This is a genomic window from Streptomyces sp. NBC_00207 (genome assembly GCF_045160965.1).
In the GTDB taxonomy this organism is placed as follows: Bacteria; Actinomycetota; Actinomycetes; order Streptomycetales; family Streptomycetaceae; genus Streptomyces.
This window is the reverse complement of record NZ_CP130715.1, coordinates 3,657,544-3,679,858: the sequence shown is the minus strand read 5'-3', so window position 1 is coordinate 3,679,858 and position 22,315 is coordinate 3,657,544. Positions and strand designations below refer to the sequence as shown.

Sequence of the window (22,315 nt, the reverse complement as noted above, 5' to 3'; positions counted from 1 at the left end):
GGTCCCGTACCCGAAACCGCCACCGGCCTCAGCCGTCCCGGTACTTGGGAGCGGGCGGCGCGGACACGCCGGGCAGCACGGGCTGGAGGTGCTTGAGGTACGCCCTCATCCAGGGGCTGTCACTGCCGCCCGCGCGGTAGCCCTCCAGCACCTTGTTGACCCGGCGTACCAGGTCCGAGGCGTCCTTGTTCATCGCCACGCCGTAGAACTCCCGGGTGAAGGGCGAGCCCACCAGCTGCACCGAGGGGTCCTGCGCCGCCTGGCCGGCCGCGAGGGCGTTGTCCGTGATGATGCCGTCGACCTCGCCCAGCTGGAGCCGCACCAGGCAGTCCAGCTGGTTGGCCACGGTGACCGGGACCGAGCCGTACGACTGCGACTTCAGCGCCGCCTCCGCCGTGGAACCGGCCGCGAAGCAGATCCGCTTGTCCTTCAGCGAGGTGTCGTACCCGGTGATCGGCGAACCCTTGGGGGCCAGCACCTGCTGCCCGGCCTCGAAGTAGGCCGTCGAGAAGGCCACGTCCTCCAGCCGCTTGCAGTTGATGGTCATGGTCCGCACGACGATGTCGACACGGCCCTCCTGGAGCGCCGGGATGCGCTGGCTGGTGGGGATGGCCCGGTAGATGACCGCGTTCTCGTCGCCCAGGATGTCCCTGGCGATGGCCTTGACCAGGTCGATGTCGAAGCCGTCGAGGCGGCTGCCCTCGGCGCTCTGGTTGCGGTAGCCCCAGCGGAAGCTGTTCTGGTCGACGCCGGCGACGAGCTTGCCCGCCGCCTTGATCCGCGCGATGGCCGCCCCGTCCACGTCGGACGGGCGCAGGCTCGCCTCGGGGTCCTGACAGGTGTCGGCCTGGGCCCACGGCGCGGCCGGCGCCACCGCCATCGCGGCGGGCTTGCGGAGCGCCGGCCCGCCGGTCTCGGGCGCCGCGTGGGCCAGCGGCAGCAGCACGACCGCGGCCGTCACCGCACAGGCGACGGCCATCGCGCTCACGCCGCCCCAGCCGCGCAGCCGGCCGGCGGCCCGCCGCACCCCGGACGCGCCGCCGCCCGGAGCCGCGGCACGGCCCCCGAGGGCCTCGTGTCCCGCTTGCCCCTCGTACTGCTCGTGACCTCCGGCGGCCCGCCTCGCTCGTATCCGCATCGCGCTCACCTGTACTCCGAAAGCCTGCGCCCGATACCGAGCAGGGCGGCCGCCGCGCCGATGACCACCAGGATCGCCGATCCCGTCACCAGACCGCCCATCGCGCCGATCCCGTCCCGGGCCGCACGGGTGAACTCCCGCTGCTCGTGGGCCACGGCCTGCTCCAAGGAGGCGTCCACCGTGTCGAAGGCGGCCCCGCTGCTCTCCTTGTGCTTCTCGTCCCCGACGACCTGGGGCAGCGCGGATTCGTAGTCGCCCTTCAAGTCCGCCTCCCGGGCCGCCGTGTGCCGCTGCTTCCACTGCTCCACGCCGCCCACGGCGCGGCTCACCGGGCCCCGGCCGGCCTCGTCGTCGGCCAGTCGCAGCGCGGTCGCCAGCCCGGCGTCCAACTGCTTCATGTTGTTCGTGAAGTCCACGTCGTACTTGTCGGACTTCTTGTCCTCCGCCAGTACGGCGCCCCGCGCGATCAGAGTCAGGTTCTCACCGGCCCGCGCCTGCAAGGAGGCGATCCGCGCGTCGTTGAGCACCTTCATCGACTCCTGCCCGTCCACCCGCGCTTCACTCAGCGAGGACCGCGCCACCGTGTGGCCGACGGCCAGCCACAGCAGCACGACCACCGACGCGGCCGTCGCGGCCAGCAGCCCGTGGTTGAAGACCCGGTTGGTGTGCCGGTAGTTGCGGCGCTGCGCCCACACGAGGCCGGCGAGCGCGAGCAGGCCCGCACCGAGCGAGGCCAGCGGCCAGGACCGGGCGTCGTCGTAGTCCTTGTAGAGCCGGCCGGTCTCCGCCTCGTAGAGCCGCTGCGCGGCGGGCAGCAGCTGGGTGGTCATCTGTTCGTTGGCGTAGCGGAGGTAGGCGCCGCCCAGCGGCAGCCCCTGCCGGTTGGTGGCCCGGGCCTGTTCGATCAGGCCGGTGTAGCGCGGCAGCTGCTCGCTCAGCAGGGCGATCTGCTCGCGGGAGTCCTCGTTGCCGCCGGTGTTGGCGGCCGCGCTCACCAGCAGCTTGGAGGCGTTCGCGATGTCCTTCTCGTACCGCTGTCGGACCTCGCGCGGTTCCTGGGCGCCCAGCAGGAAGCCGCTGGAGGAGGTCGTGTCGGCGTCCGCGAGGGAGCGGTAGATGCTCGCCGCGTCCGCGCTCAGCGGCTGGCTGCGGCCCACGACGTCGTCGGCGGCGGTGGTCCGGCCGGAGATCTCCCACACGCTCACCGTGCCGAACAGCACGATCAGTGCGGCCAGTGCGGCGCCGATGATCCGCAGCCGGCCGGGCTCGGTGGTCGCCGCCTCGCGCAGCCGCTCCACACCCTCGGCCCAGGCGGTGCTCCGCCCGGGCGGCCCGTCGGGCGGCGAAGCCGGTGCCCCCGCGGGCGGCACGGCACCACCGCCCCCGGGCGCGGGCGCGCGTGATGTGATCGCCACCGTGACCTCCCCCTCGGTCCTGTAGTCCCCCCGGCCAACGGCGGGAGGCACCCCCTGCGCAGCAGTATGGACGTAGTGCCGGTCGACCACAGCACCCGGTGCTGTATCCGGGAAGATCCACTCCCTGGGGCGCCCTCCGCCACCCCTTCACCGTCAATACGCGTGCACGGGCGCCACGGTTCCAGACCGGCGGCCTTCCGGGGCGGGTTCACCCGAAATGGGCACGGAGTTTTCCGTAGGCGAGGGGTGGGGAGCCGAGGGCGTCCAGGCCGAGGAGGCCGGCGCCCAGGACCGGTGGGGCCGTGACCACGTGGATGCGGGCGCGGGGGGCGCGGTCGGCGAGGCGTGCCGCGATGCGGTCGTTCAGCTGCGGGTGCCGGGCCGCCAGGACGCCGCCGCCCAGCACCACGGGCACCTCCTCGTCCAGCAGGCCCAGGCGGCCCAGTGCCACCGAGGCCATGGCCACGATCTCGTCCGCCTGCCGGTGCACCAGCGACAGCGCCACCGGGTCGCCGGCGGCCGCCACCGCGAACAGCACCGGGGTCAGTTCGTGCCGCCGGCCGGCCGGGACCCGGCCCAGGTGCATCGCCTCGATCAGCGAGGCCATCGAGTCGAGGCCCAAGTGCGCGGGGAGCGCCCGGGCCAGTTCCGTCGGCTCGCCCCGGCCGTCCTCGGCCCGCGCCGCGAACCACAGGGCCTCGTCGGCCAGTCCGCCCCCGCCGCCCCAGTCGCCGGAGATCCGCCCGATCGCGGGGAAGCGCGCGGTCCGCCCGTCGGGGGTCATCCCGACGCAGTTGATGCCGGCCCCGCACACCACGGCCACGCCGCGCGGCTCGGCGCCCACGGGCAGGCCGGCGCGCAGCAGGGCGAAGGTGTCGTTGTGCACCTCCGTCACGCGCCCCCAGTTGCGGCGCTTGATCTCGCGCGCCAGCTTCCACTCCTCCACCGGGAAGTCCGCGTTGGCCAGGCAGGCCGACACGTGCTCGGCGCAGGGCCCGACCTCCCCCCTGACGTACATCCCGACGGAGGCCATCGCCTCGGCGATCACGTCGACGGCCGCGGCCACCCCCGTCCGGGACGGCTGGAAGCCGCCGGCCTGCCCGGAGACCAGGACCGAGCCGTCCGGACCGAGGAGCGCCACGTCCGTCTTGCTGTTGCCCGCGTCGATCGCCAGGACGGAGCAGAGGGTCACGCCCATGGCAGGTGCTCCTTGTTGTGCGCGAGGAGCCGGTCGGTCAGCCCCTCGGCCAGGTCGAACTGGCCGACCAGCGGGTGCGCGAGCAGTGCCTTGAAGACCCGCTCGCGCCCGCCGCGCAGCGCCGCGTCCAGTGCGAGGTCCTCGTACGCCGTCACGTGCGAGATCAGCCCGGAGTGGAGCGGGTCCAGCCGCGGGACCGCCAGCGGCCGCGGGCCCGAGGCGTCGATGCGCGCCTGCACCTCGACGACCGCGTCGTCCGGGAGGAAGGGCAGGGTGCCGTTGTTGTACGTGTTGACCACCTGGACGGCCGGGCCGCCGTCGGCCAGCAGGGAGGCGGCCAGGTCCACGGCCGCCTCCGAGTAGAAGGCGCCGCCCCGCTTCGCCAGCAGTGCCGGCTTCTCGTCGAGCGCGGGGTCCCCGTACAGGGCGAGCAGTTCCCGCTCCATCGCGGCGACCTCGGCGGCCCGCGAGGGCTTCGTGCCGAGTTCCCGTACGACCTGGTCGTGGGCGTAGAAGTAGCGCAGGTAGTACGAGGGCACGACGCCGAGCCGGTCCAGCACCGCCCGCGGCAGGCGGATGTCCCCGGCGATCGCCTCGCCGTGCGCGGCGAGCAGCCGCGGCAGCAGGTCCTCGCCGTCGGGGCCGCCCCGGCGCACGCCCAGTTCCCAGGTGAGGTGGTTGAGGCCCACGTGGTCCAGGTGGATGTCGGCGGGGGCCAGGTCCAGCAGGGCGGCGAACTTCCGCTGGAAGCCGATGGCGACGTTGCACAGCCCGACGGCCTTGTGCCCGGCCTGGAGGAGGGCCCGGGTGACGATCCCGACCGGGTTGGTGAAGTCGATGATCCACGCGTCCGGGCTGGCCCGCCGGACCCGTTCGGCGATGTCGAGGACCACCGGGACCGTGCGCAGGGCCTTGGCGAGGCCGCCCGCGCCCGTGGTCTCCTGTCCGACGCAGCCGCACTCCAGGGGCCAGGTCTCGTCCTGCAGCCGGGAGGCCTGGCCGCCGATGCGCAGCTGGAGCAGGACCGCGTCGGCCCCGTCGACTCCCGCGTCGAGGTCGGTGGTGGTGGTCACCCGGCCGGGGTGCCCCTGCCGGGCGAAGATCCGCCGGGCCAGGCCGCCGATGAGGTCCAGCCGGTCGGTGGCTGGGTCGATCAGGACGAGCTCGCCGACCGGCAGGGTGTCGCGCAGCCGTGCGAAGCCGTCGATCAGTTCGGGGGTGTAGGTGGAACCGCCGCCCACCACTGCGAGTTTCATCGTCGTCAGCCTTTCACGCCGGTCAGGGTGACTCCCTCGACGAACGCCTTCTGGGCGAAGAAGAAGAGGACGATCACCGGTGCCATGACCAGTACGGTCGCGGCCATGGTCAGGTTCCAGTTGGTGTGGTGCGCCCCCTTGAAGGACTCCAGCCCGTAACTGAGGGTCCAGGCGGCCGGGTTGTCGGAGGCGTAGATCTGCGGGCCGAAGTAGTCGTTCCAGGCGGAGAAGAACTGGAACAGGGCGACGGCGGCGATCCCGGGCTTGGCCATCGGCAGCACCACGCGCAGCAGGGTGCGCACCTCGCCGCAGCCGTCGACGCGGGCCGCATCCAGGTACTCGTCGGGGATGGTCAGCAGGAACTGGCGGAGCAGGAAGATCGAGAAGGCGTCGCCGAAGGCCATCGGGACGATCAGCGGCCACAGGGTGCCGGACAGGTCGAGCTGCTTGGCCCAGAAGAGGTACATGGGGATCACCACCACCTGCGGCGGCAGCATCATCATGGCGATCACGAGCAGCAGCGAGAGCCGCCGCAGGCGGAAGCGGAACTTGGCGAGCGCGTACGCGACGGGCACGGAGGAGACCACGGTCAACAGGGTGCCGAGCCCGGCGTACAACAGGGTGTTGCGCCACCAGGTCAGGAATCCGGGCGTGTTCCAGACCGTGGCGTAGTTGTCCCATTCCCAGGGGTCGGGCCACAGGTCGCGGGTCAGCGCCTGCCGGTCGCCCATCAGGGAGGTGAGCAGGATGAAGACGAAGGGGAGGACGAAGAAGAGGGCCGCGGCCACGCCGAGCGCGTGGACGCCGATCCAGTGGAGTACGGCCTTGCGTCCGTGCGTGCTCACTCACCTGCTCCGATCAGTCCGCCACGGCGCCGCATCAGGAGCGCGGTGAAGGCCATGGAGAGGGCGAAGAGGACGAGCGCGACGACACACGCCGTGCCGTAGTCGAAGCGCTGGAACCCGAGGTTGTAGACGAGCTGCGGCAGGGTCAGGGTGGACTTGTCGGGGTAGCCGGGCTCGAACTGCTGGCCGGAGCCGCCGATGACCCCGGCCGCGACCTTTCCCGCCACCAGCGGCTGGGCGTAGTACTGCATGGCCTGGATGACGCCGGTGACCACCGCGAAGGCGATGATCGGCGAGATGTTGGGCAGGGTGATGTGCCGGAACCGCGCCCAGGCCCCGGCCCCGTCCAGCTCGGCGGCCTCGTACTGCTCCTTCGGTACGTCGAGCAGTGCGGCCATGAAGATGACCATCAGGTCGCCCACCCCCCACAGGGCGAGGGCGGTGAGCGCCGGCTTGGACCAGTCGGCGTCGGTGAACCAGCCCGGGGTGGGCAGTCCCGCCGCGTCCAGCAGGGTGTTGGCGGGGCCGGTGCCGGGGTTGAGCAGGAAGACGAAGGCCAGGGTCGCGGCGACGGGCGGGGCCAGGTAGGGCAGGTAGAACAGGGTCCGGAAGATCCCGACCCCCGTCTTGATCTTCGTGACGAGCAGGCCGACGCCGAGGCCGAAGGCGACCCGGCAGGTCACCATCACCGCCACCAGCCACAGGGTGTTGCGCATGGCCGGCCAGAAGAGCGGATAGTCCGTGAAGACGTAGCTCCAGTTGTCCAGGCCGTTGAAGGACGGCTGCCGGAAGCCGTCGTACCGGGTGAAGGAGAAGTACAGGGTGGACAGGAGGGGGTAGGCGAAGAAGACCGCGAACCCGATGAGCCAGGGGGACATGAAGGCCGCGGTCCGCAGGGCGGAGCGGCGGCGCTTCGACCGCAGGAGGCGTGCGCTGGTGGCGCCCGTCGTCCCCGTCGTTCCCGTTGCGCCCGTCGTGCCGCTCGTGCCCGTCGTGCCGCTCGCGCCGGTTGCGCCGGTCGTCGTGGTCACCGGGCTACTTCGCCTTCGCGATGTCCGTGTCGATCTGCTGGTCGGTCTTGGCGAGTCCGGCCGGGATGTCGGTGACATCGCCCTTCTCGACCCCGTACGCGAAGTCCTCGAAGGTCAGCTGGTAGGTGCCGCCGTCGGCCTGGGCCGGGGTGGTGCCGGACTTCGGGTGCCGGGCGATGTCGAGGAAGGTCTTGAACTCCGGGGTCACCTTGAGGTTCGGGGACTCCAGGGCCGCCACGGTGGAGGGCACGTTGTGGATGGCGTTGGCGAAGGCCACCACCGCCTCGGTGTCGGTGGTCATGTACTTGACCAGCTCCCAGGCCGCGTTCTGCTTCTTGCTGCCGGAGGCGATGCCCATGATCGTGCCGGAGAGGTAGCCCTTGCCGTAGTCGGCGGCCTGCTCGTCCGGGACGGGCAGCGGCGCGGTGCCGATCTCGAACGTGACGCCCGCCTCCCCGGCCATCGGCGCCCGCCACTCGCCGTCGATCTGCATCGCGACCAGCCCCAGGTGGAAGGGGTGCTCGGCGCTCCACTCGTCACCGAAGGTGTTGCGGAACCTCTCCAGCTTCTCGTAGCCGCCGAGCTTGTCCACCAGGTCCTTCTGCGCGGTCAGCATCTTGGCGAAGGCCGGGTCCCCGGCCAGGTTGGACTTGCCGTCGGCTCCGAAGTACGTGGCGCCCCACTGAGCCGCGAGGCGCGTCGGCTTGGTCTCGTAGCCGTGGAAGGTGGGCATCAGCCCGACCTGCTCGTACGAGTCCCCCTTGGGTTTGGTCAGCTTCTGCGCGACCTCGGTGAACTGGCTCCACGTCCTGGGGGGTTCGGTGATGCCGGCGGCCGCGAAGGCGGTCTTGTTGTAGACGAGGCCGTACGCGTCGTGCAGCAGCGGCAGCGTGCACTGGTTGCCGTTGAACTGGGTGTACTCCAGCAGGGTCTTGGGGAAGACCTTCGTCTTGTCGACCCCCGACTTCTGGAGGAAGGGGTTCAGGTCGGCGAAGGCGCGGGAGTTGCAGAACTTGCCGACGCTGTCGGTGGTGAAGGAGGACACCACGTCGGGGGCCTTGTCCCCGCCCGCCCGCAGGGCCTGGTTGATCTTGTCGTCGGTCATGTTGCCGGTGACCTTGACCTTGATGTTCGGGTGCGCCTGCTCGAACCGGGCGATGTTGTCCTCGATCGCCTTGGTCTCGCTCGGCGCGGACCAGCCGTGCCAGAAGTTCAGGGTGACGTCCGCCTTCGGGTCGTCGGAGGCCGTGTCCGCGCTCTGGCCCGTACAGGCCGTGGCGAGTGCGGATATCGCGGCGAGGAGGGCGGCTGCGGTGGTCAGGCGTCCGGTTCTGGGCATGGCGGGGCTCGCTCTCTGCGGAGGACGAAACTTCCGGTGGGGGGCTGATCGGGGCCGGCGGGGCCCGGTGGGGGCCCGTGGGGGTGCCGGACCGGGAGGTGCGGGGGCGGTCGGGGCTGGGTGGTTCAGCGGGAGGTGTCGAACACTTCGTCCCGGGTCGCGGCCAGTGCGCTCTCCAGCGCGCCGTGCAGGACCGGCCGTTCCCGTACCTCGCCGGGGACCAGGAGGGGCCGGGAAGGGGCCAGTTCGGCGAGTTCGGCCTCCAGAAGTGCGCGCAGCGGCTCGCCGCCCGCGCTGATCGCGGCCCCGGACAGGACCACGATCTCCGGGTCCAGCACGGCGACGAGCGAGGCGAGACCGGTGGCGAGCGCGGTGGCGTAGGACTGGAGGAAGGCCAGGTGCGCGCCCTCGGGGGCGGCGGCGGCCCGCCCGAGCAGGGCGACGGCGGCGGCGACCTCGGGGCTGTGCGGGCCGCCGTGGCCGCCGGGGACGTCAGGAGCGTCGGAGGCGGGCCCGGGTGCGGTCGCCATGCCCAGTTCCGCGGCGAGCCGGGGCAGTCCCTCCACGCCGGCCAGCTCCTGGTAGCCGCCGGAGTTGGCCCGGGTGACCTGCCGGACCAGGGGGCGGCCGGGCACGGGCAGGAAGCCCACCTCGCCCGCGCCGCCGGTCCAGCCGCGGTGCAGCCGGCCGCCGAGCACCAGGGCGGCGCCGAGGCCCTCCTCGTTCCAGAGCAGGACGAAGTCCTCGTGGCCGCGGGCCGCGCCGAGGCGCTGCTCGGCGACGGCGGCGAGGTTGACGTCGTTCTCGTACTCCACGGGCATCGGCAGGGCCGCCGCCAGGTCTTCGAGCAGGGTGGGGGAGTGCCAGCCGGGGAGGTGGCTGGCGTAGCGCAGCCGGCCGCTCTGCGGGTCGAAGGCGCCCGGGGTGGCGATGACCACCCGGTGCAGGTCGGAGCGGTGCAGCCCGGCGGCCTTGACGGCCCCGCCGAGGGCCTCGGTCACCTGGTCCACGGCCTGGGCGCCCTCGGTGTACGGGACTTCGTGGGAGGCGATCACCGTCCCGGCGAGGTCGGCGACGGCCGCCAGCACGCGCCCCGGGGTGACGTCGAGCCCGCCGACGTACGCGGCGCGGGGGTTGAGCGCGTACAGCTGGGCGCTGGGGCCGGGGCGGCCGCCGTCGGTGCCGGTGGCCAGGACGAGTCCGGCGGCTTCCAGGCGGGCCAGCAGCTGGGAGGCGGTGGGTTTGGACAGTCCGGTCAGGTGCCCGATGCGGGTCCGCGACAGCGGGCCGTGCGTCAGCAGGAGTTCGAGCGCGGCCCGGTCGTTCATGGCGCGCAACAGGCTGGGTGTTCCGGGCGTGGCGGCGGGCATCGAGCGGCTCTCCCTCACCGAGGCGATCTGTTAGGTAAGTTTCCTATCACTGTGTGATCGGTGTCAATGCCGCTGCCCCGCAGGTCATTCGCGAATGACCTGCGGGGCAGCGGGGACGCAACGGGTGCGGAGCGGCTACTTCGTGATCCGCGGACCGGCCGGCGGCGGGATCGGGGTGGTGGCCAGCGACTGCGGGGAGGCCGGGTTCGCCAGCGCCGACGGCGCGGCGACGGAGGCCGACGGGTCCGCCGGGGCCTCGTCCCCGTCCTCCGCGGCCGGCGCGCCGCCGATGATGCGGATGCCCGCGGCGTCGAAGGCCTCCTTGATCCGCCAGCGCAGTTCCCGCTCCACCGCGAACTGCTGGCCCGGCATCGTCTTCGCCGACACCTTCACCGTCATCGAGGCGAGCAGCACCTCGTCCAGGCCGAGGACCTCCACCGGACCCCACAGGCGCTCGTCCCACGGGGACTCCTTCGCCAGGGTGTCGGCGACCTCCTGGACCACCTCGCGGATCCGCGAGAGGTTCTCCGTGGGCTTGACCTGCACGGCCACGCCCGCGGTCGCCCAGCCCTGGCTGAGGTTGCCGATCCGCTTGATCTCGCCGTTGCGCACGTACCAGATCTCGCCGTTGTCCCCGCGCAGCTTGGTCACGCGCAGCCCGACCTCTATGACCTCGCCCGAGGCCACGCCCGCGTCGATCTTGTCACCGACTCCGTACTGGTCCTCCATGATCATGAAGACGCCGGACAGGAAGTCCGTGACGAGGTTCCGGGCGCCGAAACCGATGGCCACACCGGCCACACCGGCACTCGCCAGGAGCGGGGCCAGATCGATCTTCAGCGCGGCCAGGACCATCAGCGCGGCCGTGCCGAGGATCAGGAACGAGGCCACCGAACGCAGGACCGAGCCGATCGCCTCCGAACGCTGGCGCCGCCGCTCGGCATTGACCAGCAGCCCGCCGAGCGCGGTGCCCTCCACGGCCTCCGCGCTGGTGTTCATCCGGTTTATCAGCTTGGTCAGCGCCTTGCGGACCGCCGAGCGTATGACCGCTGCGATCACCACGATCAGCAGGATCCGCAGACCGATGCTCAGCCAGGTGGCCCAGTTCTGCTCGATGAAGCTCGCGGCCTCGGTGACGCTGGCCTGCGCCTCCTTGACCGAAGCGGGCGCGTCCGGAACGTCGGCTGCCAACGGCAGCAGAGCGGCGGGCCAGGGCACGACGGGAACCTCCATGTATAGCGGTCTGCCCGCTGGGGTCCCCCCGGACGGAGTCCCGGGGAAGTCGTGCGGGCCAGACCAACCACACTAACGGGGCAATCCCTTCACCTTGGTGCCGTGTTCGAGGGAGAGACCAGACTCACCTGGGGATGACTGACTGTGGTTGAAAACACCTCGGACCCGTTACGGGCACGTGGTGGCGCTTCGACCAGCCGTAAGGAGAGACTGGAGAGCAGATCGTCCCGGCGCGAGCCACGCGCCGCCGACGTACAAGGAGGCAGTCCGTGCCGCACGTCCTGGTCCTCAATGCGTCGTACGAGCCCCTCGGCGTCGTACCGCTCCGCCGCGCGCTCGTCCTCGTCCTGGAGAACAAAGCGGTCTCCCTGGAGGAATCCGGCGCCTATCTGCACAGCGAGACGAGGGTCGTCCCCGCTCCCAGCGTGGTACGGCTCAAGCGCTTCGTGCGGGTCCCCTACCGGGGGCCCGTTCCACTCACCCGGCGGGCCCTGTTCGCGCGGGACGGCGGCCGCTGCATGTACTGCGGCGCCGTCGCCACCAGCGTCGACCACGTCATCCCGCGCAGCAGGGGCGGGCAGCACGCCTGGGACAACGTCGTCGCCGCGTGCCGCCGCTGCAACCACGTCAAGGCCGACCGGCACCTGCTGGAGCTGGGCTGGCGCCTGCGGCACCAGCCGGCGCCCCCCTCCGGGCTGGCCTGGCGGATCATCGGGACGGGGCACCGGGACCCCCGGTGGATGCCGTACCTCCAGCCGTACGGCGCCGAGGACGCGCTGGAGCGCATCGGGGTCGCGGCCGGGTAGCTCCGCAGGGCCGCCGGTTCCGTGTGGGGGTGCGCCCGCCGGGGACCTGCAGACCGGCTTCCTGGGGCTCCGCCCCAGCCCCCGCGCCTCAAACGCCGGCGGGGCTGGATGAGGCGGCGGGGCGGACGGATCTACGGCGTGACCGCGTAGGCCTCCGCCGACCAGAGCGAGCAGCCGTAGCGGGTGGCGCGGCGGTCGCACGTGACGCGGAGGAAGCGGGTGTCGGGCGCGTCCAGGCGGAGGGATTCGCGCCCGCCCGCCGAGGACGTGACGGTGGCCGCCGGGCGCCAGGTGACGCCGTCGGCGGAGGTCTCCACCCGGTAGGCGGACGGGTGGGCGTCCTGCCAGTGCAGCTCCAGCCGGCCGACCCGGGCCGGGGCGGGCAGCTGTGCCTGCCACCACGCTCCGTCCACCGGCGGTGAGGACCAGCGGGTGGTCGCGGAGCCGTCCACTGCGGCCGAGGCCGGGAAATCGCGGGTCTCGTCCGCCGAGGAGCTCGCCCGCGCGGTGCGCAGCAGGTCCGGGCCGCCGGTGCGGGGCACGGCCCGTACGGTCAGGGTCCGGGTCTCGCCGTCGAAGATGACCGGGACCTGGTAGGTGCCGGGCGCGGTGGTCGGCGCCACCACGACCTCCAGCGGGATCGACACCTGCCCGCCGCGCGGCGCCACCGCGGCCTCCGGGAGGCGGACCTCTATGCCCGCCGGGGGCCGCGCCGACAGCGGCCCGCGGACCTCGCCGGGGCCCAGCGCGGACAGCTGCGCCGAGAGCCGCCGCGGGGCTCCGCCGATCTCGGCGTCGGTCGCGGCCCCGTCCGCCAGCTCGAAGCGGGCCCGCGGGCCGTCCCCGAACCACGGGACGACCTGGTGCACCACGGGCGCGGCGCCCGTTCCGGCCCAGGACAGCCGTACGGCGTCCGCGGTCAGCCCGGCCGTGTCCACCTGGGTCCAGCCCGAGGCCGCGGCGTCGGCGACCTTGCGCCAGCCCTCGCCCGGTACGTGCGCCTCCACCGCCGCGCCCCGCGCCCCCGCCGGGAGCGGCTCCGTCATCACGGTCACCGCCGACACCTGGCGCGCGGCGTCCAGCCGGACCGTCCATGCCTCCGGGTCCTTCGTCACCGTGCCCGTGGTGCGGGCGACGCCGGTCCAGGCGTCCGCCTCCGCCGCCGCCTTGGCCAGGAAGGGCTCCAGGACGGCCTTGTCCACTCGGGCCGTCCCCGGTTCGGCCAGCGTCTTGCGGACCTCGGCCAGGGACCGGGAGGCCTGCCAGGCGGCGGCCCCGTCCCCGCGGGACTGGGCCTGGAGGACGTCCACGGCCAGTTCGCCGGCCGCTCCGTAGCGCGCCAGCCGCTCCAGCCAGGGCCCCGCCTCGTCCGACAGGGCCGGCAGCCGGCCGGGGGCCTCGCGCAGGACCGTGAACGCCTTGCGCAGCTCGGCCCCGGCCGCCGGATCGCCCGCGGCGCGGGCCTTCCAGAACTGTTCGACCAGCGGCTTCAGATAGGCCGACTCCTCCTGCTTCAGACCCGACGACGCGGTGTTCCCGGCCAGCGCCGCCACCGCCTCGCGCTCCCGAGGGTCGGAGCCCGCGAGATCGCGCACCGCCGCCTGCCAGGACTCGCCGGCCCGGTAGCCGCGCGGGTTCCAGGCGAAGTCCGCCGCCGTGAAGAGCGGGATCCGCGACAGGATGGGCTGCTGCATCGCGTTGGCCAGCAGCGCCGCCGAGCCGCCCGCCACCGCGGGATCGCGGCCCGCGTACGGGCCGAGGAAGATGCGGCCCGGATCCCAGTCGTTGACCGGGTAGTTGTCCATGGTGATCAGGGGCTGCTGCCCCATGGCGGAGCGCGCCCCGGCCAGTTCCCCGCCCGTGATCGTGCGCGGCACCACGCCGACGCCCGTCCAGGCCACCTCCACCCGCGCGTCCAGTGCGCCCGCCAGGGCCGTCCGGTAGGAGGTGGCGCCCTCCTGGTAGTACTCCGTCGGCAGCAGCGACAGGGCGGGCGCGCCCGGATACCGGGCGGTCAGGTGCGCGGCCAGCTCGTTCGCGACCTCCGCGTGCGCCTTCGCGGCCGCCGCCGGGCCCTTCCCGTACCGCTCCCGGTCCGCGCGGCAGCCCCATTCCGAGTAGCTGACGTCCTGGAACTGCACCTGGAACGCGCGGAAGCCGAGGTCCCACATCGCGTCCAGCTTGCGCGCGAGCGCCGCCCGGTCGGTGGCCGAGGACAGGCACATCGACTGGCCGGGGGTGACCGCCCAGGCCAGGACCACCCGGTTGGCGCGGGCCCGTTCGGCCAGCGCGCGGAACTCCTCCTGCTGCGCCTGCGGGTAGTCCGTGCGCCAGCCCGTCGTCCGGTACGGGTCGTCCCCGGGTGCGACCAGCAGCCGGTTCTGCTTGGTGCGGCCCATGAAGTCCACCTGGGCCAGGCGCTGTTCGTTGGTCCAGGGCTGCCCGTAGAAGCCCTCGGTGATCCCGCGCACCGGCGCGATCGGCCAGTCCCGCACCAGGACCCCGGGCACCTTCCCGCGGCCCGCCTCGAGCAGCTGGCGCAGCGTCTGCGCCGCGTGGAACAGTCCCGCGTCCCCCACGCCGGCCAGCGCGACCGTGTCCCGGCCGCCGGGCCGGCCGACCGCCAGCCGGTAGCCCCCGGCCGGCAGGTCCTTCGCCGCGGCCGCGCCCAGGGCCCGCAGTGCCTGCTCCGCACCAGCGTCGTCGAGCCGTATGAGCGTGCCCCGCTCGGGCACCGGCGCCCCCGGAGCCGGCTCGTGGAGCGTGCGTACGCCCGCCCGGCGCAGGGCGGCCCGCACCACCTGGAGCGCGTACGGATCGGCGTCGGCCGGTGCCACCAGCACGGCCTCCGTGCCCAGCGGCACCTCGCGCGCCGGATCGGCGGTCATCGACTGCGGCCGGGGCCACACGGCGGGTCCGTCCGTGGCCGTCCGGGGGGTGTCGGCGCCGGGGTCGAGCACGGGGCCGACGGTGCCGTTGGCGGCGGGCGCAGCGGCGCCGCCGCCCGGTGCGCGGGTCGGCACGTCCGGGGCGGAGGGCGCCGTGAGGGTGCCGGGCGGCGCGGCGGCCACGGCGCCGCCGAGCAGCGACCCGATCACCGCAATGGCGGCGGCCGTCGACCGTTTCCTGCCCCTGAGCTGCACAGAGCCTCCTCGTCCCGAGACGTCCCCCACTCGCACGAATGGACCCGAGCCCACCACTCGTGCGGCTGGGGTGTCAATGCGGGTGGGTGATCTGCCCCGGATGTGCCAGGAATGCGGTCCCTCCGAGTGGGTATGGCTGGCGTGTTCCCCCGCGGCGTCCCACCCTTCTGCACCACGCTTCTGACTCACCCTCATGCCCGCACGCACGAAGGAGCGCCCGTTGATGGACGACCTGGCCCGGCTCGCTGCCCTGTACGGCATCGCCACCGCCTACCAGCCCGCCGCGAACGTCACCGTCCCGGTGCCGGAGGCCACCGTCAAGGCCGTCCTCGGCCTGCTCGGGGTGGTCACGGACGACGCCGAGAGCATCCGGTCGTCCGCCGAGGAGGAGTCACGGGAGGCGGCCCGGCGGCTCCTGCCGCCGACGGTGGTGCTCTGGCAGGGGGAGCCCGTGCCGCCGCGGCCCGCCGCCCTCCCGCCGGGCACCCGGGTCCGCGTGGTGGCCGAGGAGACGGGGGAGGAGCTCGCGTGGGGCCCCGGACTGCCCCTGGGCGTCCACCGGCTCACCGCCCGCGCGTCCGACGGGCGGACCGCCGAGGCCACCCTGGTCGTGGCCCCGGAGCGGGCGCCGGCCGCACCCGGGCGGGCCCACGGGCTGCTCGTCCAGCTCTACTCCCTGCTCTCCGAGCGCTCCTGGGGCATGGGCGACCTGGGCGACCTCGCCGCGCTCGCCCGCTGGGCCGGCCGCACGCACGGCGCCGGCTTCATCCAGGTCAACCCGCTGCACGCGGCCGTGCCCGGCACCCCGACCGACCCCTCCCCGTACCGGCCGTCCTCGCGCCGCTTCCCGGACCCGGTCCACCTGCGGATCGAGGACGTCCCGGAGTACGCCGACTGCCCCGACCGTGCGGCCCTCGCCGAACTCGCCGGGCAGGGCGCGCAACTGCGCCGCGAGGTGCTGGAGAAGGGCGCGCTCATCGACCGGGACGCCGTATGGGACCTCAAGCGGCAGGCCCTGGAGCTGCTGTACGCCGTCCCGCGCACGCCCGAACGCGAGGCCGCCTACCGCGCGTTCCTCGCCGGGCAGGGCGCACTGCTGGACGTGCACGCCGCCTGGTGCGCCGGGCACGCCGGAGAGGACCCGGAGGAGCGCGGCGACTTCCACCGCTGGCTGGTCTGGCTGACGGACGGCCAGCTCGCCGCCGCCCAGCGGGCCGCCCGGGAGGCGGGCATGACGGTCGGCATCGTGCACGACCTCGCCGTCGGGGTCCACCCGCAGGGCTCCGACGTCTTCGGGTCGCCCTGCTACGCCCGGCACATCTCCGTCGGCGCCCCGCCGGACGCCTTCAACGCGCGCGGCCAGGACTGGGGGCTGCCGCCGTGGCGCCCCGACGTGCTGGCCGCCACCGCCTACGCCCCCTTCCGGTCGCTGCTGCGCGGGGTGTTCAGCTACGCCGGCGCGCTGCGGATCGACCACGTCATGGGCCTGTTCCGGCTGTGGTGGATCCCGGAGGGGACCCCGCCCGCCGAGGGCACCTACGTCGGCTACGACGGCGAGGCCATGCTGGCGATCCTGGTCCTGGAGGCCCACCGGGCCGGCGCCCTGGTCATCGGCGAGGACCTCGGGACGGTGGAGCCGCGGGTCCGTCAGGAGCTGGCCCGGCGCGGGGTGCTCGGCACCTCGGTGCTCTGGTTCGAGCGGGACTGGGCCGGCACCGGGAGCCCGCTGCCGCCGCAGGCCTGGCGGGCCGACTGCCTGGCCACCGCCACCACCCACGACCTGCCGCCCACGGCCGCCAAGCTCGCCGGGGCGCACGTGGAACTGCGCGACCGGCTCGGCCTGCTGACCCGCCCGGCCGCGCAGGAGCGGGCCGAGGACGCCGCCGACACCGCCGAGTGGCTCGAGCTGCTGGACCGGCTCGGCCTGGAGACCAAGGGCGAGGAGGCCGCCGTACGGGCCCTGTACGAGTTCCTGCTGCGCACCCCCGCGCGGCTGGTCGGCGTATGGCTGCCGGACGCGGTGGGGGACCGGCGGCCGCAGAACCTGCCCGGTACCTGGGACCAGTACCCCAATTGGCGGCTTCCGGTGGCCGATGCCGGGGGGCGGCCGCTGACGCTGGAGGAGCTGGTCGCCTCGCCCCGGGCGAACGCCCTGCTGGGGGCGCTGGCAGAGGGCGTGCGACCTCGTACGGCACCCCCGGGCGCGCGCCCCGTTTAGGTGTTCGCTACGTTTGCACCGTGGACAAGAAGAACGCTCTGCGCGCCGGCGCCGTCACGGCCGGAACGACGCTGATGATGCTGCTGATGACGTCTCCCGCCCTCGCGCTGACCCGCGACGACGGTGACGACCCGGGCCCGGGCCTGACCGTCGGCGAGACGCTCGGCCTGTACGTGGCCCTGCCGATCGTGCTGTTCCTGGTCATCGCGGGTCTCGTGATGGTCCTCGACAAGTCGGACAGGCAGCAGAAGCAGGCCTGAGCAGGTCCGGCCCCACACGGCCGGGACCGCAGGACTTTCCGGGCGCCGGGGGTCCGCACCGCCGATTCGCATCGGCCGTGCGGCGACCCCCGGCGCCTTGCCGTGTCCTCGGGCGCCGCAGACGCCCAGTCTGACTCAGATGCCGGCCAGCAGCTTGCGCAGCAGGCCGGTGAGCATGCCGACCTCCTCGTCGCTCAGCCCGGTCAGCGCGTCGCGCTGCACCTCCAGGCCGGCGGCGACCGCCTCGTCGATGAGCGCGAGGCCGCGGTCGGTGATCGTCACCTGGAGCCCCCGCCGGTCGTGCGGATCGGGCTTGCGGCAGAGCAGCCCGGCTTTCTCCAGCTTGTCCAGCCGCCCGGTCATGCCGCCCGTGGTGAGCATGAGCGTCGCCGAGAGCTGGCGGGGCGAGAGCGTGTACGGGGCGCCCGAACGGCGCAGGGTGGCGACGACGTCGAACTCCCCGCGCGAGATGCCGAAGCGCGAGTAGCGCTCTTCCATCGCGTCGCCCATGGCCTTGGCGATCCGGTAGATGCGTCCGAAGACGGCCATGGGGGCCGTGTCCAGGTCGGGGCGCACGGCGAACCACTGGGCCGTGATCGCGTCGACGGCGTCCTTGTCGTCACTCATGAGTGCAGTATTCCGCTTCCCTGAGATCGTTCGCAAGAAACTTGCTTGACGGAAAGTAGCTTAGCGGTAAGCTACTTACGAGCAATCGAACTGGGGGAGGGGCCGTCATGGCGGTGTTCAGGAGCAAGGCAGCGACAGCCGGGGAGGCGAAGGTCGCGGGGGAGCGGTCGCTGCTCCTCGGCATCGGCATCAGTGCGATCGGGATCGGCATGTTCATCCCGTTCTCGCTCGTCTTCTTCCACCACGTCACCGGCCTCTCCCTCACCCTCGTCGGCCTGGTCATGACGGTCACCGGGCTGGCCGGACTGGCGTTCATGCCGCTGGCCGGCTCGGCCGTCGACCGCTTCGGCGCCAAGAAGGTCAACCTGGTGCTCTACGGGATCCGGGCGCTCGGCTTCGCCCTCTACCCCTTCGCGAGCTCCCTGCCCGCCTTCGCGGCCGTCGCCCTCGTCACCGCGCTCGCCGACCGCTCCTTCGGCGTCGTCCAGCAGTCCCTGATCGGTGAGGTGGCGCGGGGCGCCGCCCGCGACCGGCTCCAGGCATCCACCCGGGCCCTGCAGAACGCCGGGATGGGCGCGGGCGCCCTGCTCGTCTCCGGAGTGCTGGCGCTGTGGGGGACCGGCGGATTCACGTACACCGCCTGGGGCAACTCCCTGGCCTTCGCACTCGCCGGACTGCTCGTCAGCCGGGTCCGGGCGGTCGGCACGACGGGCGCGGTCGGCACGACGGGCGCGGTCGGCGCGGCCGCGACCGGGTCCGCCGGGTACCGGATGGTCCTGCGCGACCGCCCCTTCCTCGGACTCACCGCCGCCAACTTCCTCACCGCGCTCGGCTACTCCGCCCTCTCCGTCCTCTTCCCGCTCTACCTCTCCACCTGGCTGGCGGCCCCCGACTCCCTCACCGGAGCCGCCTTCACCGTCAACACCGTCCTGTGCGCCGGGATCGGCGTGCTCATCGCGGGCCGCGTCCGCCGCTCCGGTGCCCGCCGCACCCGCTCGGCCGCCCTCGGCGCCCTGCTCTTCGCCGCCGCCTTCGTCGGACAGATCGTCCTCGGCACGCTGCGTCCGGGCCAGACCGTGACCCTGGTCGCCCTGCTGGTCATCGTCGTCGTCTACACCCTCGGCGAACTCGTGCACAGCCCCTCCGGCGGCGCCCTGTCGGTCTCCGCCGCCCCCGAGGCCGTCCGCGGCCGCTACCTGGCCACCTACCAGCTGTCCTACTCGCTGGCCGGCGCGCTCGCCCCGTCCCTCTTCACCGCCCTGCTCGCCGTCGACGGCCGCCTTCCCTGGGCCGTCCTCACCGTCGCCGCACTCGGCGCCGCCCTGGCACTGGTCCGGCTGGAGCGGCACCTGCCGGCCGAGGCCGTGCACGCCGAGCCGCCGGCCGTCGCCGCCGCGGCCGTCACCGCCGGGAGCGGGGCGGCCCCTGAGCGCCGGCCGGCCGCCGTCGCCTGAACCGTCCCGCCCGGTCCCGCCTTCCTCACCCGATCGAGGAGCCACCCGCCATGAAGCGCTTCGCCACCGTCGCCCTGACCGCCCTCGCCCCCATCTCCTGGGGCTCCACCTACGCCGTGGCCACCGAACTGCTGCCGCCCGACCGGCCGCTGTTCACCGGGGTCATGCGTGCCCTGCCCGCCGGCCTGCTGCTGACCGCCCTGGCCCGCACCCTGCCCAAGGGCGAGTGGTGGTGGAAGTCCGCCGTCCTCGGCATCCTCAACATCGGCGCCTTCTTCCCGCTCCTCTTCCTCTCCGCCTACCGGCTCCCCGGCGGTGTCGCCGCCGTGCTGGGCGCCGCCGGTCCGCTGTTCGTCGTGGGACTCGCCGCCCTCGTCCTCGGGGAGCGGGCGAGCCTGCGCACCGTACTGGCGGCCGTCGTGGGGGCGTTCGGCGTGAGCATGGTCGTCCTCACCGCCGAGGCGAGACTCGACGCCGTCGGCATCATCGCCGGTGTGATCTCCTCGGCCTCGATGGGCGCGGGCACCGTGATGACCAAGCGCTGGGGCCGCCCCGAAGGCGTCGGACCGCTGGCGATGACCGGCTGGCAGCTCACCGCGGGCGGGCTGTTCATCATCCCGGTCGCCGCCCTCGTCGAGGGAGCCCCGCCCGCCCTCGACGGCAAGGCCTTCCTCGGCTACGGCTACATGATGCTGATCAACACCGGTATCGCGTACTGGCTCTGGTTCCGCGGCATCGGACAGCTCACCGCCACCTCGGTCACCCTGCTCGGACCGCTCTCCCCGCTCACCGCCGCCGTCATCGGCTGGTCCGCCCTCGGCCAGGCACTGTCGCCCGTCCAGCTCGTGGGCATGGCGATCGCCTTCGGTGCCACGGTCGCCGGCCAGCTGGCAGCCGCCCGCACGCCCCGACCGTTCAGTTCTACTGAAAAGAACAATCAAAACATTTCGATGGACCTGACCGATGGGAGGGTGCGACGGTAGTCCGACGACAAAGAGCCCGACCGACTCCGAGGGGGAGACACACAGTGGCCGTCATGGACCGCGACCGCGTCCGTACCGTTTCGCACGCCGAGCCCGGCAGCACGGGGAAGAAGGGCGCCGCCGGACTCGGCGTCCTCCTCGCCCTGACCGCGACGGTCGTCTGGTCCGGCAGCTTCGTGGCCACCCGCGGAATGGCCGAGACCGTCCCGCCCGTGCAGGCGGTCTTCTGGCGCTGGATCATCGCCCTGATCGCCGTCGCCCCCTTCGCCGCCCGCCAGGCCTGGCAGCAGCGGGCCCTGATCCGGCGGCACTTCGGCTTCATCGCCCTCGCCTCGCTGTTCGGCGTCGCCCTCTACAACACGCTCGTGCACCAGGCCGGACTGACCACCTCCGCCTCCAACATGGGCATGATCATGGCCGCCTCGCCCGTCATCATGGCGCTCTACGCCCGCCTCGGCGGCGAACGGCTCGGTCCCAGGCGGACCTTCGGCATGCTGCTCGCCGCATTCGGCGTGCTGCTGCTCGTCGGTGACGGCTCCCTCGGCTTCGACTTCGCCGCCGGCGACCTGTGGATGTTCGGCGCCGCCCTCTCCTTCGCCACCTACAGCGCCCTGCTGCGGCGCAAGCCCGCCGAACTGGGCGGACTCGCCTTCCTGATCACCACCTTCGTCCTCGGCGCGCTGATGCTGGCACCCGTCTACGCCGTCTCCCTCACCGTCCAGGGCGGCTTCGAGATCACCACCGGGACCGTCGGCCCGCTGCTGTACGTCGGAGTGTTCTCCTCGGCCGTCGCCTTCTTCGCCTGGAACAAGGCGATCTCGATCATCGGGGCGGCCCGCGCCGGAGTCGTCTACTACCTCCAGCCGGTGTGCGTGGCGGGGCTCGGCTTCCTCCTGCTGGGCGAGCAGACGGGACCCGCGCAGCTGCTCTGCATGGCGCTGATCCTGGGCGGTGTCGGGCTCGGTGCACGGCGGTAGGTTCGGGCCCATGACCGAGTGGGACATCAAGAAGCTGCGGATCCTGCGGGCCCTCGCCGAACAGGGGACCGTGACCGCGACGGCCGAGGCGCTCCACATGACGCCCTCGGCCGTTTCGCAGCAGCTGACGAACCTCGCCCGGCAGCTGGGGGTGACGCTGCTGGAGGCCGAGGGCCGGCGGGTCCGCCTCACCGACGCGGCCCACCTCGTCCTGCGGCACGCGGAGGCGGTGTTCGCACAGCTGGAGGCGGCCGACGCGGAACTGGCCGGCTATCTGGCCGGAGACGCGGGGGAGGTACGGGTCGGAGCCTTCTCGACGGCCGTGCCGGCGCTCGTGGTCCCGGCGGTGGCGGCGCTGCGCACGACCCGTCCGGGGGTGGAGGTACGGGTCCGGGAGGCCGAGGCGGCGGAGTCGTACGAGCTCCTGTCGGCCGGGGGAGTGGACCTGGCGCTGTCACTGGCGGCCCATGCGCCGACCGCGCGGGACGCCCGGTTCACCCGGGTGACGCTCCTGGAGGACCCGCTGGACGTGGCGCTCCCGCCGGGGCATCCCCTGGCGGCGGCGGCCGGCCTGCGGCTGGCGGACCTGTCCGGAGACCGGTGGATCTACGGGGGCAGCGGCCCCTGGTCGGAGATCACCCGCACCGCGTGCGAGGCGGCGGGCTTCGTCCCGGAGCAGGCCCACTCGGCCTCCGGCTGGACGGCGATCCTGGCCATGGTCGAGGCGGGGATGGGGGTGGCGCTGGTCCCGCGCATGGTGTCGAGCCGGGCCTCGGGGGTGGCCGTGCGGGTCCTGTCGCGGGACCGGCCGACGCGGCACGTCATCGCCGCGGTCCGGCGGGGCGCCGAAGCCGCGCCCGCCCTGTCCCACGTCCTGGCAGCCCTGCGCGCCGTGGCCGCCGCCCGCTGACCGCGGGTGGGCCGCTGCGCGGAGCCGTCTCCCCGCCCCGCCCCTTCACCTCCCCCAGACCTCGTCTGGGAGGGGCCCCACCCGGGCTCCGCCCGGACCCCGGTCCTGGGGC

18 protein-coding genes are annotated in these 22,315 nt (G+C 73.4%); 7 read left to right on the top strand and 11 right to left on the bottom strand.

The annotated features are described in order from the left end of the window. Positions 1-28: 28 nt before the first annotated feature. From OG472_RS17605 to OG472_RS17565, 9 genes are all read right to left on the bottom strand, one after another. Positions 29-979 (bottom strand): glutamate ABC transporter substrate-binding protein, encoded by a 951-nt coding sequence (locus OG472_RS17605; protein WP_401602501.1) that lies wholly within the window; start codon positions 977-979, stop codon positions 29-31. 164 nt (positions 980-1,143) lie between these two features. Further along, positions 1,144-2,553 (bottom strand): hypothetical protein, encoded by a 1,410-nt coding sequence (locus OG472_RS17600; RefSeq protein ID WP_405830155.1) that lies wholly within the window; start codon positions 2,551-2,553, stop codon positions 1,144-1,146. Positions 2,554-2,761: 208 nt separating this feature from the next. Continuing rightward, on the bottom strand, positions 2,762-3,751 hold the full coding sequence (locus OG472_RS17595; protein ID WP_405941710.1) for an N-acetylglucosamine kinase: 990 nt from the start codon (positions 3,749-3,751) through the stop codon (positions 2,762-2,764). Next, a complete protein-coding gene (locus tag OG472_RS17590) occupies positions 3,742-5,007 on the bottom strand; it encodes a 6-phospho-beta-glucosidase (protein ID WP_405941709.1) in 1,266 nt (421 codons plus the stop codon). Before OG472_RS17590 ends, OG472_RS17595 begins: the two co-directional genes overlap by 10 nt. Positions 5,008-5,012: 5 nt before the next feature. Beyond that, positions 5,013-5,852 carry a carbohydrate ABC transporter permease gene (locus OG472_RS17585; RefSeq protein ID WP_383575793.1) on the bottom strand — a complete coding sequence of 280 codons (840 nt, stop codon included), beginning with the start codon at positions 5,850-5,852 and terminating at the stop codon, positions 5,013-5,015. Then, the gene (locus OG472_RS17580; protein ID WP_401602500.1) at positions 5,849-6,730 is read right to left on the bottom strand and encodes a carbohydrate ABC transporter permease; all 882 of its coding nucleotides are present in this window, start codon (positions 6,728-6,730) and stop codon (positions 5,849-5,851) included. The genes OG472_RS17585 and OG472_RS17580 overlap by 4 nt, the downstream gene beginning before the upstream one ends. Positions 6,731-6,887: 157 nt before the next feature. After that, positions 6,888-8,222, bottom strand: coding sequence for an extracellular solute-binding protein (locus tag OG472_RS17575; RefSeq protein WP_405830151.1), 1,335 nt, complete (start codon positions 8,220-8,222; stop codon positions 6,888-6,890). 125 nt (positions 8,223-8,347) lie between these two features. Then, on the bottom strand, positions 8,348-9,592 hold the full coding sequence (locus OG472_RS17570) for an ROK family protein (protein WP_405941708.1): 1,245 nt from the start codon (positions 9,590-9,592) through the stop codon (positions 8,348-8,350). Positions 9,593-9,727: 135 nt separating this feature from the next. Then, positions 9,728-10,825 carry a mechanosensitive ion channel family protein gene (locus OG472_RS17565; RefSeq protein ID WP_405941707.1) on the bottom strand — a complete coding sequence of 366 codons (1,098 nt, stop codon included), beginning with the start codon at positions 10,823-10,825 and terminating at the stop codon, positions 9,728-9,730. Positions 10,826-11,094: 269 nt separating this feature from the next. Here OG472_RS17565 and OG472_RS17560 point away from each other — a divergent pair, with 269 nt between their 5' ends. Continuing rightward, positions 11,095-11,631 carry an HNH endonuclease gene (locus tag OG472_RS17560; RefSeq protein ID WP_383575782.1) on the top strand — a complete coding sequence of 179 codons (537 nt, stop codon included), beginning with the start codon at positions 11,095-11,097 and terminating at the stop codon, positions 11,629-11,631. Positions 11,632-11,762: 131 nt separating this feature from the next. On the opposite strand, the gene OG472_RS17555 is transcribed toward OG472_RS17560, so the two are convergent. Continuing rightward, positions 11,763-14,774: a beta-N-acetylglucosaminidase domain-containing protein gene (locus OG472_RS17555; RefSeq protein ID WP_405941706.1), complete on the bottom strand. Its 3,012-nt coding sequence runs from the start codon at positions 14,772-14,774 to the stop codon at positions 11,763-11,765. A 193-nt stretch (positions 14,775-14,967) separates the two neighbouring features. Between OG472_RS17555 and OG472_RS17550 the strand changes: the two genes are divergently transcribed. Together OG472_RS17550 and OG472_RS17545 are read left to right on the top strand one after the other, a co-directional pair. Continuing rightward, positions 14,968-16,992: a 4-alpha-glucanotransferase gene (locus OG472_RS17550; RefSeq protein ID WP_405941705.1), complete on the top strand. Its 2,025-nt coding sequence runs from the start codon at positions 14,968-14,970 to the stop codon at positions 16,990-16,992. A 20-nt stretch (positions 16,993-17,012) separates the two neighbouring features. Then, positions 17,013-17,252 (top strand): hypothetical protein, encoded by a 240-nt coding sequence (locus OG472_RS17545; RefSeq protein WP_401602061.1) that lies wholly within the window; start codon positions 17,013-17,015, stop codon positions 17,250-17,252. Positions 17,253-17,387: 135 nt separating this feature from the next. On the opposite strand, the gene OG472_RS17540 is transcribed toward OG472_RS17545, so the two are convergent. Further along, on the bottom strand, positions 17,388-17,879 hold the full coding sequence (locus tag OG472_RS17540) for a MarR family winged helix-turn-helix transcriptional regulator (RefSeq protein ID WP_383575771.1): 492 nt from the start codon (positions 17,877-17,879) through the stop codon (positions 17,388-17,390). A 107-nt stretch (positions 17,880-17,986) separates the two neighbouring features. On the opposite strand from OG472_RS17540, the gene OG472_RS17535 reads away from it, so the two are divergent. The 4 genes from OG472_RS17535 to OG472_RS17520 are packed head-to-tail and all read left to right on the top strand — an operon-like array spanning position 17,987 to position 22,203. Then, positions 17,987-19,333 carry an MFS transporter gene (locus tag OG472_RS17535; protein WP_405830143.1) on the top strand — a complete coding sequence of 449 codons (1,347 nt, stop codon included), beginning with the start codon at positions 17,987-17,989 and terminating at the stop codon, positions 19,331-19,333. A gap of 50 nt (positions 19,334-19,383) precedes the next feature. Then, positions 19,384-20,316, top strand: coding sequence for an EamA family transporter (locus OG472_RS17530; RefSeq protein WP_405941704.1), 933 nt, complete (start codon positions 19,384-19,386; stop codon positions 20,314-20,316). A gap of 53 nt (positions 20,317-20,369) precedes the next feature. Continuing rightward, on the top strand, positions 20,370-21,293 hold the full coding sequence (locus OG472_RS17525; RefSeq protein ID WP_401602056.1) for a DMT family transporter: 924 nt from the start codon (positions 20,370-20,372) through the stop codon (positions 21,291-21,293). A gap of 10 nt (positions 21,294-21,303) precedes the next feature. Beyond that, on the top strand, positions 21,304-22,203 hold the full coding sequence (locus OG472_RS17520; RefSeq protein ID WP_405830139.1) for a LysR family transcriptional regulator: 900 nt from the start codon (positions 21,304-21,306) through the stop codon (positions 22,201-22,203). Positions 22,204-22,315 lie beyond the last annotated feature (112 nt).

What these genes read in the sequence shown, in the direction of transcription:
- OG472_RS17525 (WP_401602056.1), top strand. Translation starts at nt 20,370, where the DNA reads ATGGACCGCGACCGCGTCCGTACCGTTTCGCACGCCGAGCCCGGCAGC.
- OG472_RS17595 (WP_405941710.1), bottom strand. Translation starts at nt 3,751, where the DNA reads ATGGGCGTGACCCTCTGCTCCGTCCTGGCGATCGACGCGGGCAACAGC.
- OG472_RS17580 (WP_401602500.1), bottom strand. Translation starts at nt 6,730, where the DNA reads ATGTCCCCCTGGCTCATCGGGTTCGCGGTCTTCTTCGCCTACCCCCTC.
- OG472_RS17565 (WP_405941707.1), bottom strand. Translation starts at nt 10,825, where the DNA reads ATGGAGGTTCCCGTCGTGCCCTGGCCCGCCGCTCTGCTGCCGTTGGCA.
- OG472_RS17520 (WP_405830139.1), top strand. Translation starts at nt 21,304, where the DNA reads ATGACCGAGTGGGACATCAAGAAGCTGCGGATCCTGCGGGCCCTCGCC.
- OG472_RS17530 (WP_405941704.1), top strand. Translation starts at nt 19,384, where the DNA reads ATGAAGCGCTTCGCCACCGTCGCCCTGACCGCCCTCGCCCCCATCTCC.
- OG472_RS17550 (WP_405941705.1), top strand. Translation starts at nt 14,968, where the DNA reads ATGCCCGCACGCACGAAGGAGCGCCCGTTGATGGACGACCTGGCCCGG.
- OG472_RS17535 (WP_405830143.1), top strand. Translation starts at nt 17,987, where the DNA reads ATGGCGGTGTTCAGGAGCAAGGCAGCGACAGCCGGGGAGGCGAAGGTC.
- OG472_RS17590 (WP_405941709.1), bottom strand. Translation starts at nt 5,007, where the DNA reads ATGAAACTCGCAGTGGTGGGCGGCGGTTCCACCTACACCCCCGAACTG.
- OG472_RS17570 (WP_405941708.1), bottom strand. Translation starts at nt 9,592, where the DNA reads ATGCCCGCCGCCACGCCCGGAACACCCAGCCTGTTGCGCGCCATGAAC.
- OG472_RS17540 (WP_383575771.1), bottom strand. Translation starts at nt 17,879, where the DNA reads ATGAGTGACGACAAGGACGCCGTCGACGCGATCACGGCCCAGTGGTTC.
- OG472_RS17575 (WP_405830151.1), bottom strand. Translation starts at nt 8,222, where the DNA reads ATGCCCAGAACCGGACGCCTGACCACCGCAGCCGCCCTCCTCGCCGCG.
- OG472_RS17605 (WP_401602501.1), bottom strand. Translation starts at nt 979, where the DNA reads ATGGCCGTCGCCTGTGCGGTGACGGCCGCGGTCGTGCTGCTGCCGCTG.